This window comes from Aeromonas australiensis, from assembly GCF_000819725.1.
In the GTDB taxonomy this organism is placed as follows: Bacteria; Pseudomonadota; Gammaproteobacteria; order Enterobacterales; family Aeromonadaceae; genus Aeromonas; species Aeromonas australiensis.
In genome coordinates, this window is the sequence record NZ_CDDH01000028.1 from 1 (window position 1) to 15,916 (window position 15,916).

Here is a 15,916-nt window from a genome sequence, read left to right on the forward strand (position 1 = left end):
GACGACCCGCACCCCCCCCCCCCTTGGCGCGCAACCGGCATGCTGATATGGTTATTTATACAGTAGTTTATCCCCCTGCCCTGACGCCATCGTTTATGCTGTCAGCGGCGGATGAAACCACAGGATCATCGATGGACACCTTTACCCCGACCGCCGCCCTGCGTCAACAGATGGCCGCCATTGAAACCTCCCTCAACCAGCTGGCCGATCTGCTTGGCCAACTCGAGCTGCAGGAGGCCCATGTCTATCCCCTCCCCCCAGTTGCGCAGGGAGAAGAGCACGACCCCATCAGCCAGATTGAGGTGGGTTACCTCAACGGTGAAGAAGCTCTGGCGGCCACCCTCGCCGCCTATCGGGATCACAGCGCCCGCCCCGGCTGCTCCACCAAGGCGACTCACCGGCTGCCCGGCTGGTTGCGCTTTCCTGCCGCCGCTGCCCCCTTGCTGCAACCGCTGATCGACCAAATCAACCAGCACAAGCTCGATTTCAAGGGGCTGGTACAGCAGGCGGGGGGGCGGGACGAGAAGTTCGAGCTGGTACATACCGCCCTGCCCGGGGTGATCACCCTGCAGGTCTACCGCAAGCTGACCCTGTTGGCAGGTGAGCTGCAATCCCTCGGCTTTACCTGGGCCGACAAACAGACCATCAATCGCCTCAGCCGCGAGCAGGTACTGGAGATGCTGGAGCGCAGCCGCCGCTATATACCGGCCCTCTCCAACAACGAGGAGTGGAGCAAGATGGTGGATCAGGAGGTCTACGACATTCGCCGCCTGCCCGCCGATGCCGAGCTGCGGATCCGCCGCCCGGTCAAGACCCACCCGATGATCAACCTGCTCTGGTTGGAGCGTACCCCGCGCAAGCAGCAGATCAAGGCGAGCCTGCCCCTGCTGCTCTGCTCGGATACCCCGCCCGCGGTCACCCATCTGGGCAACTATCCTCCCAAGAGCCGGCAGGCGCGGCGAGACCGCAAGATTGGCGGCGAGCCCATCATCGAGCGGCTGCACCTCTATCTCTATCAGGGATAAGTGGCTCAGGGAGGTCTGGATAAGGGATCGCTGGATCAGGGATAACTGCGCCGCCTTGCCGCAATAAACGATGAATCCCGCATCTACATCCCAAATAAGAAAGGGGAGAACATCTCTGGATGCTCTCCCCTTTTCTGTATCGATAAGCGGTATGAAAGGTGGCGTCGCCAATCAGCCCATCAGCAGGGCCCGCAGGCTCTCCACATCCAGCCCGCGCACCTCGGACTGGCCGCTCAGCAGGCCATCGGCCAGCGCCCGCTTCTCGTCGTGCAGGGCGACAATCTTCTCCTCCACCGTCTGCTCGCACACCAGTCGGTACACGGTCACCGGCTGGGTCTGGCCCATCCGGTGAGCCCGATCGCTCGCCTGATCTTCCACTGCCGGGTTCCACCAGGGATCGAGGTGCAGCACCGTATCGGCCTGGGTCAGGTTGAGGCCGGTGCCCCCTGCCTTGAGGCTGATAAGAAACAGCGGCACCTCCTCATGGCGAAAACGCAGGATGGAGTCCTGCCGGGACTTGGCGGAGCAGCCCCCATCCAGATAGCAGTAATCCCAGAATTTTTGCTCGATGCGGGCACGTAACAGGCTCAGCAGATCGACGAACTGGCTGAACACCAGCACCCGATGACCACCGTCGATCGCCTCTTCCAGCAGGGCCATCGCCTCGTCCAGCTTGCTGCTGGTTTGCGACCACTCGGGCATCACCAGCTCCGGCGAGCAGCAGAGGCGGCGCAGCCGGGTCAGGCCGCTCAGCACATGCATCAGGGCGCGGCCATCGGCGCTTTGCACCTGCTGTACCACTTCGCGCCGGGTCGCCTCGTAGAGCTGACGCTCTTCGGGGGAGAGGCTGATGTGGTGAATGATCTCGGTCTTGTCCGGCAGCTCGGTCAGCACCTCCTGCTTGAGGCGGCGCAGGATGAAGGGGCTGATCACCGCCCGCAGCAACGCCATGTGCTGGGGATCCTTGACCGCCTTGCCAAAACGACGCTTGAACTCGCCAAGGCTGCCGAGCAGCCCCGGGTTGATAAAGGTAAAGAGGCTCCACAGCTCCCCCAGATGGTTCTCGATGGGGGTGCCGGAGAGGGCGAGGCGAAAATCCCCTTCCAGCTGGAACAACAGTTTGGCGCGCTGGGTGCCGGCATTTTTGATCTGCTGCGCCTCATCGAGCACCATGGAGGGCCAGCGACGGGACTTGAGCGCCTGTGCCAGACTACCGAGCATGCCGTAGTTGACCAGGATCACCTGTCCGGCCTTGGCCTCACGGATGATCCCCTCCCGCTCGGCGGGATTGTCAAAGATCACCACCTCCAGTTCTGGGGCGAAACGGGTCACCTCCTCCTGCCAGTTGGTGACCACTGACTTGGGCACCACCACCAGTGCCGGACCAAGATGCTGACGCATCCGCAGCACGATAAGCGCCTGCAGCGTCTTGCCCAGCCCCATATCATCGGCCAGACAGGCGCCAAAACCGTGATGAGCCAGGGTCGCCAGCCAGCGTACCCCCTCTTTCTGATAGTCCCGCAGTCCGGCGAGCAACTCATCCGGGCACTCGACCTGCTGCTGCCACTCCTGCTGCAGGGATTGCCACGCCGCATCCCCTTCGGTGGTGATGACCGAGAGCAGACGGGTCAGGGGATAGGCCAGCTTGTGGTTGATCCGCTGCTCTTCATCGAGCATGGCCCCCAGCATGGTGAGTCGCTCCACCAGCTTGTCGCTCAGCATCAGGCTGGTCTTCTCGTCGAGCTGAACGGTGCGCAGACCCGGAGTCAGCTGGCGCAGGATCAGGCGCAAGTCGAGGATCTGGTGCTCATCGAGCGCCAGTGCCCCTTCGACCTGGAACCAGTCCTGCCGCCGCTCGATGCGCAGGCTCAGGGCTGCTTCATCGAGGCTCTTGAGGCGAGCGCTGTCCTGATGCCAGTGAATAACCACACCGGCATCCACCAGCTCGGGCAAGGCATTGACCAGTGCCAGCGCCTGTTCCCCCTGCAGCAACCACTCGCTGCCGGGCAGGCCGATGGGCAATTGATTGCGCAGGATCTGGGCCTGCACCTTCTCAGCCGCGAGATCCCGCTGCCAGTAGTGGTACGCCTTGATCCCCTGCCGCACGATGACCTCCCCCTTGCCAAGGGGCTGGGGCGACAGATCGTCAAAGCGGGTCACCAGCTTGACCGACAGCTGACCATCCTGCCAATCCAGTTGCACCGAAGGAATGCCCGGCCAGGGAGCCAGTTCGGCGTTGCCGCTAAGCCCTGCAACCTGACTGTGCCAGGGCAGCTCGGGAATGGCGTCCAGGGTGCGTTGCAGCTCGGCCAGCCCCTCGGCGGGCAGCAGCGGGATGGATTCGAGCGCTGGCAAGCGGTCGAGCAGCGGCTGCGGGGTGAGGATGAGCTGCCACAGATCCTGCGCAAGCGGCATGATATGGGCCCCGCGGGCGGCCGCATCGGGGCAGAGCTGCGCACTCATCCCCTGTTCGGTGGCAACCACCTGCAGCAGAGGGGCGCTGATGGCCAGTTGCAGCTTTTGCCCCTTGGCGTTGAACAAACGGGGATGATCGGCCAGCGGCGCCCAGACATCCCGCGGCAGCCTTCCCATCACCCGTGGCAGGGTGCGGACCAACGCCCAGTCGTGCTCATCAAGCAGGGCAGCATACTGGGTGGAGAGCAGGGCCGGATCGACCCGGCGACCAGCGGTCCACTCCCCCTTGGTGCTCAACTTCTGGATTTTGCACTCCAGCTCGGGACCGTCAGCATGGAGCAGCCATACCAGCCGCTCCTGCGGTTTGCGCACGCCACTGGAGCGTCCCAGCCCCTGCAGCCAGTTGAGCCAGCTGGCAGAGGCTGCGGTTTTGTCCTCCTCCCCGTCATCATCCTGCTGCTCACTCCCCTCTGACGCACTCTCCTCACTGCCGCGCAGTTGGCACAGAGGCGCCCCTTTGGCCGCCTCGCCCAACAAGATGCGCAGCAGATCCTGACAAAACGCCATCAGACGATGATGGGGCTCGGCATCGAGCAGATGGGAGAGATCCCACTTGTACAACATGGCCACCTGCGGGCTCTGGGCACCGTGACGGGCCAGCGCGCAGAGATCGAGCCAGAGATAGCCCCAGTGGAGCTCCTCCACCGGCAGTTGCAGGGTATCGAACAGGCCGACCGCCTGACCGTGGCGATCACCCGCCCACTGGCTGAGCAGGTCGGCAAGCAAGGGGAACTGGCCGGTCAGACTGCGCTGCCACTTCTTGCGCTGTTCGCTGGCGATAACGGGATCGGCCTGCTGCAACCAGCCAAGCCAGAGCAGAGCGCTGAACGAACGGGGCCACTGGCCCGCTTCACCCTCATCGGTTGCCTGCCACTGGCCCAGCGCGGTGAGCAGTCGCTCGCCAAGCGGGCCGCGCTGGCTCTGCTGGGCCAGCGCCTGCAGGGCTGGCCAGCCGGGGGCGGCATCCTTGCCCTCCCCGGTTGGCGGTGTGCTCTCGCCATCCCCACAGAGCCAGCGCCACTCCGCTTCGAACGCTTTGGCCCGGGCCTGCACCTCGGGGGCGCAACGCACCAACGCATTAGCCAGCGGCCAGCGCTCTTCATAGGGGGCATCGAGCAAGAGTTGCAGCGAGAAGTGCTCCAGCAACATTTGCTGCCAGGCGGGGCTGGAGCCCGCCAGCAACTGGTGAGCGTCCGGGGTATCGAGCAGGGTCAGCAGATCGCTGGCCGAGAAATAGGTCGGCACCTCCCCCGCTTTGCCGCGACAGAGCTCGCGCACCACCGCATGGGTAAGATCCTGCCCGGTCAAGGAGGGCACCCGGCTCCAGTCCGGCGCCGGGCAAAGACCGGCACGCACCCCCAGGATCAGCGCCAGCGTCCCCTCGGCGGTCAGGCTCCACTGCTGCTCCCCGCGCAATCTGACCAGCCCTGCATCCTGCAGTCGGGTCAGTTTATCGATCAGGGCATGGCCTATCGCCAGTTGTTCTTGCAGCAAACGGGTACTGGCAACGCGCTGCAATTGCAGGGTGGCAAGCAGGGCATAACTATCCGAAGAGAGGGTGGACGCAGACATCAAGACTCACGGGCAAGTGCAAAAGCGGAATTTTAACGGTAAAGCGCCAGCGGCTCGACCCTTTACCGTGAAATAACTCAAAAAAAAACGGCCATCCATGATGACCGTCGAAAGTAACGAAGGAAATAGCCGGATCATCCGGTTACCTCCCACAGCGGGAAAATCGGGAGCGCTAGCCCCTAATTCGTGGAGCCAATGCTAGAGGTTGGCGCCCGAAAAAGCTTTGAAGCGGATCACAGTTGAAAATGATTTCTGAAAACGGTTTCAATTTTTAACGGCAAGAGACCATAAACTCGCGCCAAATGAGCCACTCCTCAAGCCCCTTGTTCACCCTGTACCGGTCGCGGAAATAGCTCTCTTTTTTGCATACAAAGCGAGCATGTCAACCCTCGTCAGACATGCGCCTTCACGATGGCTCTACACCGCCAATCACAAACGGGCCATGATAAATAAGTGAAAAAGCCCAACCTGCTAAACAGGTTGGGCTTGGCATGTGGCGGAGAGACAGGGATTCGAACCCTGGGTGGCATTGCTGCCACAATTGATTTCGAGTCAATCCCGTTCGGCCACTCCGGCATCTCTCCGTGAGGAGAGAGTTTTACTCAGGCTGGGCTAAGGATGCAATAAAAATTTCTTAGATATCAAATGACTGAATCAAGTCTCTGAACAGACTCACACAGTGGCACGCGCGGTGCGCGTTGCCAAGCCTCCTTGCATAATAGCCCTGCATCCACCCAACATCCCCCGCTCGTACATCCGGTCATGAACCATATCGTGATATTCTCCCTCCGTCATGTGGCGTCTCTTTTTCCAGGTTGGCGCTCAAACTTATGGGAGAGCCCAAAGTTGGCTAGTTGCCTATGGATACTCAAACCGTTGCAGGTGTGCGGCAAGCTGGTAATCATAGGCTGATTGAGGAACAATCGCGCCATCCTGGCGGCTGTGTTGATGATGTTCCGCCCTGATTGAACTGATGGATCCCCGATGCGATTGCTAAAACTCATGCCCCTCTCTATAACCCCCGCCTTTTCCCTTCTACTGGCAGCGAGCCTGCTCTGTACGGCGCCGGCAGAGGCCAAGCGCTACCCGCTGCCAGCTGCCGGTAGTCGCCTCATCGGTGAGCTGGAGGATTACATCATCCAGCAGGATGAACACCTGGAGCTGGTTGGCAAACATACCCAGATTGGATTTTTGGCCCTGCTTGAGGCAAATCCCGGTGTAGATCCCTATCTGCCCAAACCAGGCACGCGTTTGACACTACCCACCCAGATGCTGTTGCCCGATGTACCTCACGAGGGGATTGTCATCAATCTGCCCGAGCTGCGCCTCTACTACTTCCCCAAAGGGAAGAATGAAGTCATCGTGCTGCCCATCGGAATTGGCGATATCGGCCGCGAGACCCCCGAGATGACCACGACGATCATCGAGAAAAATCCCGACCCAAGCTGGGTGCCGGGCCCCATGGTCCGCAAGTCATGGCTTGAACAAAAAGGGATCACGCTACCTGCGGTGGTCCCCCCCGGCCCGGACAACCCCCTTGGCAAGTTTGCCATGCGACTCGGTTATGGCCAGCGTGACTACCTGATCCATGGTACCAATCAGAATTTTGGCGTGGGCCTGCGGGTCAGTGCAGGGTGCATCCGGCTGCGACCGGACGATATCGAGGCCCTGTTCAAGATGGTGCCTGTTGGCACGCCGGTGCGGGTCATCAACCAACCGGTCAAGGTCGCCCTTGAACCGGATGGCCGTCGTTGGCTGGAGGTGCACTCCCCGCTCTCGCGCACCGAAGAGGAGCTTGCAAATGGAGCCCCTCTGGTGCTATCACCTGCCATAGAGCACTTTATCAGTGCCCAGGAGGTCGCCCGGGCAGAAGTTGCTGCCGCTCTACAGAGCAAAAACGGCCTGCCCCGCCCCATCAGTGGCTAAATCTGTAGTGCCTGAGCGGCTCCGGAGTTGTCTCGAATCATGAAATACCTGTTTTTTATACTTATGCTGATCACTTGCCCCTTATGGGCAAAAGACATTCTCTGGATGAAAAATGGCGATCGTCTGACCGGCAATATTGAAGAGGTCAGCACAGAGTCGGTTCGCATCACCCTCCCCTACAGCCAGAGTGTCACTATCAAGCGAGATTCAATCAAACGCTGGCGCCTGGACAAGCAGGATCCCCCCAAGGTAACAGCAAAGGGAGGTATTAACCTCTTCAAGGCTGAGCAAAATACCCCCAATACATGGCTTTGGGGTGGCAGTGGAGACCTCAATATCAAGCTCAAGCACAGAGATAAAAACACTAACAATGTGAACTTCAAAGGTCAGACCGAAGTCGCCAATCTCGACTGGCGTTATAGCCTGTCCGGGGAGTACACCTATGAAACGTCGGACAATATCACCAATAGTCACGACTACAAGCTCAATCCGACACTCGACTATTTTTTCAATGAAAAATGGTTCGTTCGCAGCGCTCTCAATGCCGAATATGACATGCTAGCCGTCAACTACCTCCAACTCGATTACGGTTCTGGTCCGGGTTATCGTTTCTGGAATGAAAAGCGCCGGCGTCTGGAACTTATGGCTCAGGGAGGAGTACGTAAAACCTATTTCCGTAAAGAAAGCGAAATAGGTGTGCTCTTTGAAGGCAAGCGGATAATTGACTATCCCTTTGCCAGTTTGAACTGGGATTACCGCCAACCCTTCTCGTTCTGGAAGGAAAAACTGGAGCTTTTCAGTCAGGGACGTTATCTGAGATATCTGGACCAACCCTCCCCTTACATTACGCGTGATCTTGAGGTCAATGCCAGCTTGGGTCTGCGCTACTACTTCAATGATCACTTGCGCATTTCCTGGTTAAGTGAAATGGAGTGGCTGGGGGGGGCAGATAATTATTCCGGCCAGCCGCAGACGTATAAAGAAAGTGAATTCCGGCATCTGCTCAGTATGGGAGCCAGTTTCTAAACTGGCGGGAGCGACAGAAAAGGGGCCTGGCAGCCCCTTCTGGTATTGCACCATGCGAAAAGATGATGCGCATAATCATCCGCTGATTCAGATCAGCCCCCAAGCGGCAAGCTGATAGATCCACACCATCGCCAGCAAGGTACCGACCAATCCCATGATGACCCCGATACGTACCATCTGGCGGCTATCCACCAGACCGGTGGCGTGGGCCAGCGCATTGGGCGGGGTACTAATGGGCAGCGACATCCCGAGCGAAACCGAAATGGTGACCGCCAGGATCAGGGTGTGACTGCCGCCCCACTCGGCCAGCTCCGGCATGCTGACCGCCAACGCCGCCACCAGTGGCAACAGCAGGTTGGCCGTCGCCGTATTGGACATAAAGTTCGCCATCACCACCGCCAACAAACAGGCGCCCACCAACACCGCCAATGTGGAGTACTCGTGGAACGGAATATGGGTAATGAGCCGCTCCGCCAGACCTGAGTCTTCCAGTGCCAGCCCCAGCGCGATACCGCCCGAGACCAACCAAAGCACATCGAGGGAGATCCTGTGCAGATCCTCCTTGGTGATGATGCCAGTGGTCAGAAATACCGCCACCGGGATCAGGGCAACCACATAGGAGCTCATGCCATGGATATCCCCCAGTAGCCAGAGCACTATGGTCGTGATGAACGTGCAGTAGACAACCCAGGCACGGGGCGTTTGCATAAATCGTCCCTCAATCTTGAGGTCGATGCGTTTGAGAGGACTCGGGAAAAAACGCCCCAATAGAAACCAGCCGAGCAATAACAGCAGCATCACAAACGGCACCGCGAATCCCATCCATTGGCCGAACGAGATGGCATGCTCACCGGTCAGGTATTTGAGGGCCACCGCGTTGGGTGGCGTGCCGATAGGGGTACCGATCCCGCCGAGGTTGGCCGCCAACGGGATGGCAAGTACAAATCCTATTTTTGCCGGATCCTTGTCAGGGAATGCTGCCAAAACAGGGCTCAAAATAGCCAACATCATAGCGGTGGTCGCGGTATTACTCATAAACATGGAGAAGATCGCGGTTATCAGCATCAGTCCCAGCATGACGATTCTGGGGTCTTGGCCGAACGGGCGCAGCAGCACCCGCGCCAGATTGACGTCCAGATGGTACTTGGTCGCCGCAATGGCGAGGAAAAAGCCACCGAGAAACAGCATGATAACTGGGGAGGCAAAGGTCGCCATCACCTCGGTGGACTTGAGCAGATCACCAAAGCCCGGTTCGCCCTTGCCGGCAGTCATGAACCAGAGCCCCTTGTCGGAGAGCAGCAGCAGCTCCAGCACGATGATCAGCACCGAGGTGGCGAAGATAGGAATGGGCTCCATGATCCAGCAGAGGGCGGCCAGCACAAAAATGGCCACGACCCGCTGCTCGATGACGGTGATCCCCTCAAGCGGGATCCAGTGGGTCGGCATCAACAGGATGATGAGGCTCAGCAGCAATGGCAGAATAATCTTGTGATTGATAGGCACTATCGTCTCCAGGATCGGGAGTAAGGTGCCAATAGTGACATATAGAGCTATTGCTCCGGCGCGCTATCTCATCGAAATGAGAGCTGGCTAACTGCAGCTAATACCGTTTTGTGAGTCATATCATGCTCGCGCCCGGCAGGATCCCCTCCGTTACCCAGCGTCCTCCCTGGTAAAAAACAGGCCCGCCGAAGCGGGCCCATTTTCCTGTCTATATCGATAAGGAGGCTCAGAAATAGATGCGGGTCACTGATTCGATGACACAGCCCGGGCGGCGGACCCCTTCGATCTCTACTTTGATCTCTTTGAGCAGCTCAAGTCCGCCCTTGATGGGGGTGACCCGAGCCAGCTTGGTGCGCGCGCGGATATTGCTGTCCACCTTGATGGGGTAAGGGAAGCGCACCTGATCCAGCCCGAAGTTCACCACCATGCGGGCAGTCGGAAACTCGGGAGTGGCCTCATCGACCGAGCCGGTCAACTGCGGCAGCAGCGCCAGGGTCAGGAAGCCGTGGGCGATGGTGGTCTTGAAGGGCGACTCGGTGGCCGCACGCTCAGGGTTGGTATGGATCCACTGATGATCACCAGTTACCGCTGCAAACTGATCGATCATCTGCTGGCTGACATGAAGCCATTCGCCCACATGGGTCTCTTCACCGATGCGGGGCTGCAAAGTGGCATAAAGCTCTGCAGCCTCACCTTCCAGTGTCACCACTGGTTGCGGATCCACATTAGGCTGACCGTTCGCAACTTGTGCCACAGTGGCTGCACCCTGTTGCTGTTGGTTCAAAGACTCAGCTTGCAGGTCCAGCACACGTCCCAACAAGGGATGAAGATGTGCCTTTTGCTGAAATTCACGCCAGTAGTCGCGGATAGCCGGAGAGAGCCAATCCTTGAGCTCAAAGGGGTGCTGCGCCAGAATTTCGCGCTTGCGCTTCAGAAAATCGACAACTTTCATCTACCGATCCCTATTTGATTCAATGCCTGTAAAGAGGTCTAACCAGTCCTATTTTATTAAAGTTTCAGCTGTAAGTGCAAAAAAATCTCGGCGTACAGCTGTACCAAGGCGCAAGTAACTACTTACACCATGCAAACCAGCACGATCTGCCAATGAGGAAATCGATTGCCAAAGATGTCGGCCAGTAGGGGAAATTCACGGGGCTCATCATGAAAAAAGGCCCTCATCGGGCCTTATGGTAGGGGGTCAGCGCACGCTCGACCAGCCGCTACGCAGTCCCTCTTCATCCAAAAAGGACCAGGCGAGGATCCGGCTCACCTTGTTGCCCTGCGCCATGTCGATCACCCGTACCTGACGGGCTCCCACCCGGCTCAACGCCTTTTTTGCCCCCGGCAGGTTCTCTTTTTTCGACACCAGCGAGCTGAACCAGAGGCACTGAGTGGCAAACTCCTTACTCTGGGCAATCATGCTGGCCAGAAATGCCGCCTCGCCCCCTTCGCACCACAGCTCAGCCTTCTGCCCGCCGAAGTTGAGCACAGGTACGCCTGTCACCTCCTTGCCCAGGTTGCGCAGCTTGCGCTCCGTCCCCTTGCTCGCCTCCTCCAGCGATGCATGGAACGGCGGATTGCACAGCGTCAGAGCGAAGCGATCCTTCGGCCCTATGATGCCGCGAAACATATGGTTGGGGTTACCCTGCAGACGACACTCAATCTGGTTGCCGAGTCCGTTGCTCCTGGCCAGCAGGGTGGCCGCCTTGACCGAGACCGGATCGATATCTGACCCCACAAAACGCCAGCCATATTCGCGGGCACCCAGCAGCGGATAGATACAGTTTGCCCCCACCCCGACATCCAGCACCCTCACCCCCTTGCCGGTAGGGAGCTGGCCTGCGCTCTCGGCCAACAGGTCGGCCACCCGGTGCAGGTAGTCCACCCGTCCCGGGATGGGTGGGCAGAGGTAACCGGCAGGCAAGTCCCAGTGAGCAATTCCGTAGTGATGGGCCAGCAAGGCGCGATTGAGGGTCTTCACTGCATCGGGATTGGCAAAATCGATGGTGCGGATGCCGTAGTCATTGATAAAGACGTGAGCTGCCAATTCGGGAGTTCGCAGGCAGAGCGCCTCAAAGTCGTAACCCGCCTGATGGCGATTACGGGAGTGAAGTCCGGATTTGCGGTCGCCCGACTGGGGGCCACTGGCTGATGGGGTGCGGGGTTTCATGCTGAGCCTGCCGAAGAAAACGGGCCCACACTATAGTGATTTGACTCGGGAAAGTCTAAACGAGGGCAACAAAAAACCGGGCTATCGAGCCCGGTTCAAGTGAGGTTGGAAAAACAGTCCGTACTGCGAGCCGTTTGTCCAGCCTGACTCAGATATCGATCCGGCGAGCTTGCCAGAACTTGTTGCGCCAGTATTGGCTGTCCAGCTTGGAGCGCGTCACACCGGCGCGGGTCGAGGCATGGATGAATTCGCCATTGCCGACATAGATACCAACGTGGTTCAGGCGAGCATTGATTTTGAAGAAGACCAGGTCACCCTCGACCAGCTCCTGCTTGGAAACGCGCGTCCCTTCATGGACTTGAGAGCGGGTATCGCGGGGTAATTCGACACCGACGGCATTGCGGAATACTTCACGGGCAAAGGCGGAACAATCGATGCCGCGCTGACTGATGCCACCCATCCGGTAGGGCACACCACGCCACTCTTTATATACAGTCAGGATTTCATTCACATCCGGTGTCTGGGAAGCTTCAGGTTCGATCACAGGTTCAACCATGGAAACTTCGATCTTGCTCGCAACCTCGGGTTGGGGTGCCGAGGCACAACCCACCATTCCGAGCGCGACCAGCAGTAGCATCAGGTGGCGCAATCCTTTATCCCCGCTAAATAGTAAATTTGTTAAAATACGGCCCCAGAGGGCAATTTATAAGGCAACAGCACCCGACTATATCCAAGAATTCTATCGAGGCAAGTGAAAATCCCTATCAAGCTCACTTTTTTGCAAGGAAATGCACGATTTTTCATAATTAATGTGATCATGCCCAAACAATACACAATCGCAAAAAGAGCCCTTAGCCTCACAGATAGCTAGCTTTTATCCCTGCTTCAGCGCCTTTTTAAAGTGAAAAATGATGACCGAAACCGAGCTTTTTTTGTTGCAGCCAGCCAGGGTATCTCAGGAACGGCTTGCTCAATTGCCTCTATGGCTGTCAACCGATGAGCTGCATATCTGGCAAACCATGACCCATTCAGAGCGGCGTCAGGAATATCTGGTGAGCCGCGCCCTGCTGCGCCAGCTATTGGCTGAGCGGCTGCAGCAACCCGCCACCAATCTGCAATTTTGCAACGGTCCCCACGGCAAGCCCCGACTGCATGATGATGCTTGGCAGTTCAATCTGAGCCACAGTGGCAGCTGGCTGGTGCTGGCGCTCTGCCCACAGGGGCCGCTTGGGGTGGATATCGAACAGGGCAAACGGCGGCATCATCCCCTCCCCCTGGCCCGCCGATTTTATACACAGAGTGAATATGAGTGGCTCTGCGCACTGCCTGCTCAAGAGCAGGAGAGCGCCTTCTACCGGCTCTGGTCGCGCAAGGAGGCGGTACTGAAAGCCCACGGTGGCGGCATAGCGGCGGGGCTGGAGAAGGTACGCTTTATCCCGGATGAAGGATGGCGACTCGACAACCGGCTCGATGACACCCCTTATCAGGTACAGGATTGGCCCTTTGCCAGCGGCTGGCTCAGTCTCGCGGCGGCGGCAGCCCCCGTGACCTTTTACCGGCTGGATGAGCGCTTGAATTGCCACTCCCTTAACCCCATGTTACTCAACACCCTTTCTGAAGAGTCCAACTCATGATCGTCGACATTACTCCCCAGAATTTTCACGCTGAACTTATCGATGCGTCCATGAAGAAGCCGGTCGTCATCTATTTCCATGCTCCGCAGATGCCGGAGTGCCAGGGGATGACACCGCTGATCGAATCACTGGTTGGGCCCGCCAATGAGCAGGTCACCCTGGCCAAGGTGGATATGAACGATCCCCAGTTGCAACCGCTGGCCAGCCAGCTCGGCCTGCGCGCCCTGCCGGCGCTGGTGCTGTTCCATCAGGGGCGCCCTGACGAACAGGGGATCATCGAAGGGCCGCAGGATGAAGCCACCCTGCGCCAGTATTTCGCCGCCTTCGCCCCCAAAGAAGAGGAAGAGTTGCTGGCCAAGGGGCAACAGGCACTGGCTGACGAGCAGCCCAGCGTCGCTTATGCCCACCTGGCCAAGGCACACCAGCTGGCCCCTGAACGCCACGACATCAGCCTGTGGCTCATTCAAGCTGCGCTCGACCTCAATCTGCTGGAGGAAGCGCAGGAGCGCCTCGGCACCATCCCGATGGTGGCGCAGGATGGTCACTTCCATACCCTGAGCTCACGGCTAGCGCTGGCCCTGCAAGCGGCAGACAGCCCGGAGCTGCGTGCGCTGGAAGCCCGTCATGCAGAACAGCCTGATGATTTTGCCCTGACTCAGGAGCTGGCGGTGCAATACAACCAGGCAGGTCGTCAGGAAGAGGCGTTGGGACTGCTGCTGGAGATCCTCAAGCAGGATTTGGCATTCGGCGATGCCAGAAAAACCTATCTCGATATTCTGGCGACCATGGGCAGCACACCGGCGGCACAGAGCTACCGTCGCAAACTCTATAGTCTGCTCTACTGAGCGGAATCGAACTGGCTGGTCATGATGGGGGAGTGCCGGGAGACCGGCATGACCTCATGGGTCAAGTACGAAGAAGGTGCTGTGGGAGTAGTGGAGATATGGTGAATTTCAGGCAAAAAAAAATGGCGCATAACTGCGCCATTTTTTTCGCATGGATTACTTCTTGTAGGAAGTAGCCATGTTGTCGATGCGCTGGTTAGCACGCATAGCTTCTTGCTTGGCTTCGGCAACATCAGCAGCGATCTTGGACTGATCAGCACGAACTGCGCTAACATCTTGAGCCAGCTGGTCAACTTTGTTAGACAGATTCTGAACGGAAGTTTCCAGTTCGCTGGTGTTTGCACAACCGCCCAGCAGAGCGGACAGACCAACAACACCTACCAACAACAATTTTTTCATTTTTTAAAGCTCCCTTGAACTCGCCAGACGTTTAGCAAGCGGCGTGATTATGGCATAAAAAAATCATACTTTGCATAGCCCCCACCACAGATAAATGCGTTAAAACCCTCATTTTTTTTTGAGTGAACAGTTTTTGTCCAAATCTATCTAAAAAATGAGTGCCACTAGGTGAGAGCACGGACAAAGGTTAACCAAATTTTTGTCTTATTACAATTTCGTATGAGGCTTAGGCAGTACGTTCTGACAACAATTGACGATATTGCACCAGATCCTCGATGGTCAGCACTGGCATCCGGTGCTGCCGACCGAACGCAACCAGATCTGGCAGACGTGCCATCGAGCCATCTTCTTTAGTCAGTTCACACAACACCCCGAACGGTTTGAGACCAGCCAGCTGCATCAGATCGACCGTTGCTTCGGTGTGACCACGACGGGTAAGTACCCCACCGGTACGTGCTCGCAGCGGAAAAACATGACCCGGGCGGTGCAGATCACCCGGTTTGGCGCCGTCGGCAATAGCCGCACGGATAGTGGTGATGCGATCAGCCGCCGAGACGCCGGTCGTTACTCCTTGCGCCGCTTCGATGGTCACAGTGAAGGCGGTCTGGTAGTGGCTGGAGTTAGCTTCCACCATCATGGGCAGTTCCAGCTGACGCACCCGTTCATCAGGCAGGCAGAGGCAGACGATGCCGGAGCACTCGCGGATCATTAGCGCCATCTGTTCATTGGTCATGGATTCGGCTGCGAAAATGAGGTCGCCCTCGTTCTCCCGATCTTCATCGTCGGCCACCAACACACCGCCTCCGGCACGCAAGGCAGATAGGGCCGCTTCGACACGGGCAATTGGATCACCGAATTCACTGAGTAGAGACTGATTCATGGTAAAGCTCCCAAACAAGAAAAGGACCAGAATCAGGGCATGGAAAGGCAGACAGAAATAAGCATGCAGCGGCCAGCCCAGCAGAGCCAACTCACCATATCTGTCTTATCCTCTTTCATCCGGACTATCACCGTCGGCTCCGGCATTTCACCGGATCTGCTGACCCCGACCCGGCAATCGGCCAAGTCGGGCGCTCGCGGGCTCCCCGAGTCAATCGGGATACCGCCGGTGGGGAATTGCACCCCGCCCTGAGAATAAGCGCAGACAGCCTAAAGAAAAACGGTTGCAGATACCAGCCAAAATACCCCGCAGGCTGAAAAGCGTTGCAACATTGCGCCCGGGATCGCGCTCTTCCCCCACTCACCAGCGCGAGATGCAGTGATTGGCGAATTTCTTTATGGCGCGGATCGGTTTATGGCATAGTGCCCGACACCACAAACTGCGCGCGAAAAAAAGAGCCT

General features: G+C 58.1%; 12 protein-coding genes, 1 tRNA gene and 1 riboswitch. Of the genes, 5 read left to right on the top strand and 8 right to left on the bottom strand.

Features of this window, described 5'->3' with window-relative positions; translation table 11 throughout:
- Positions 1-131 precede the first annotated feature (131 nt).
- Entirely contained in the window at positions 132-1,025 is an 894-nt protein-coding gene (locus BN1117_RS04530) for a DNA replication terminus site-binding protein (RefSeq protein WP_040095191.1), read from the top strand.
- A 171-nt stretch (positions 1,026-1,196) separates the two neighbouring features.
- Here BN1117_RS04530 and BN1117_RS04535 read toward each other — a convergent pair whose 3' ends face one another.
- Positions 1,197-5,072: a DEAD/DEAH box helicase gene (locus BN1117_RS04535; RefSeq protein ID WP_040095193.1), complete on the bottom strand. Its 3,876-nt coding sequence runs from the start codon at positions 5,070-5,072 to the stop codon at positions 1,197-1,199.
- A gap of 494 nt (positions 5,073-5,566) precedes the next feature.
- Positions 5,567-5,656: transfer RNA gene (locus BN1117_RS04540), tRNA-Ser, on the bottom strand.
- A 400-nt stretch (positions 5,657-6,056) separates the two neighbouring features.
- On the opposite strand from BN1117_RS04540, the gene BN1117_RS04550 reads away from it, so the two are divergent.
- Positions 6,057-6,998: a L,D-transpeptidase family protein gene (locus BN1117_RS04550; RefSeq protein WP_052441412.1), complete on the top strand. Its 942-nt coding sequence runs from the start codon at positions 6,057-6,059 to the stop codon at positions 6,996-6,998.
- Positions 6,999-7,037: 39 nt separating this feature from the next.
- On the top strand, positions 7,038-8,024 hold the full coding sequence (locus tag BN1117_RS04555) for a DUF481 domain-containing protein (protein WP_040095198.1): 987 nt from the start codon (positions 7,038-7,040) through the stop codon (positions 8,022-8,024).
- A gap of 87 nt (positions 8,025-8,111) precedes the next feature.
- Here the strand turns inward: BN1117_RS04555 and BN1117_RS04560 are convergent, their stop codons facing one another.
- From BN1117_RS04560 to BN1117_RS04575, 4 genes are all read right to left on the bottom strand, one after another.
- On the bottom strand, positions 8,112-9,527 hold the full coding sequence (locus BN1117_RS04560; protein ID WP_040095199.1) for an SLC13 family permease: 1,416 nt from the start codon (positions 9,525-9,527) through the stop codon (positions 8,112-8,114).
- Positions 9,528-9,753: 226 nt separating this feature from the next.
- Positions 9,754-10,479 carry a MaoC family dehydratase gene (locus tag BN1117_RS04565; RefSeq protein WP_040095201.1) on the bottom strand — a complete coding sequence of 242 codons (726 nt, stop codon included), beginning with the start codon at positions 10,477-10,479 and terminating at the stop codon, positions 9,754-9,756.
- Positions 10,480-10,725: 246 nt separating this feature from the next.
- Entirely contained in the window at positions 10,726-11,697 is a 972-nt protein-coding gene (gene rlmF / locus BN1117_RS04570; RefSeq protein ID WP_040095203.1) for a 23S rRNA (adenine(1618)-N(6))-methyltransferase RlmF, read from the bottom strand.
- Between the two features lie 148 nt (positions 11,698-11,845).
- Positions 11,846-12,334, bottom strand: coding sequence for a C40 family peptidase (locus BN1117_RS04575; RefSeq protein WP_040095205.1), 489 nt, complete (start codon positions 12,332-12,334; stop codon positions 11,846-11,848).
- A 274-nt stretch (positions 12,335-12,608) separates the two neighbouring features.
- Here BN1117_RS04575 and BN1117_RS04580 point away from each other — a divergent pair, with 274 nt between their 5' ends.
- Entirely contained in the window at positions 12,609-13,331 is a 723-nt protein-coding gene (locus BN1117_RS04580; protein WP_040095207.1) for a 4'-phosphopantetheinyl transferase superfamily protein, read from the top strand.
- Complete coding sequence (locus BN1117_RS04585) at positions 13,328-14,176, top strand: tetratricopeptide repeat protein (RefSeq protein WP_040095208.1); 849 nt, start codon at positions 13,328-13,330, stop codon at positions 14,174-14,176. The genes BN1117_RS04580 and BN1117_RS04585 overlap by 4 nt, the downstream gene beginning before the upstream one ends.
- A 156-nt stretch (positions 14,177-14,332) precedes the next feature.
- Here BN1117_RS04585 and BN1117_RS04590 read toward each other — a convergent pair whose 3' ends face one another.
- Positions 14,333-14,575: an Lpp/OprI family alanine-zipper lipoprotein gene (locus BN1117_RS04590; RefSeq protein ID WP_005334342.1), complete on the bottom strand. Its 243-nt coding sequence runs from the start codon at positions 14,573-14,575 to the stop codon at positions 14,333-14,335.
- Between the two features lie 226 nt (positions 14,576-14,801).
- The gene (gene ribB, locus BN1117_RS04595; protein ID WP_040095382.1) at positions 14,802-15,455 is read right to left on the bottom strand and encodes a 3,4-dihydroxy-2-butanone-4-phosphate synthase; all 654 of its coding nucleotides are present in this window, start codon (positions 15,453-15,455) and stop codon (positions 14,802-14,804) included.
- 103 nt (positions 15,456-15,558) lie between these two features.
- Positions 15,559-15,715, bottom strand: a riboswitch (FMN riboswitch).
- Between the last annotated feature and the right edge of the window lie 201 nt (positions 15,716-15,916).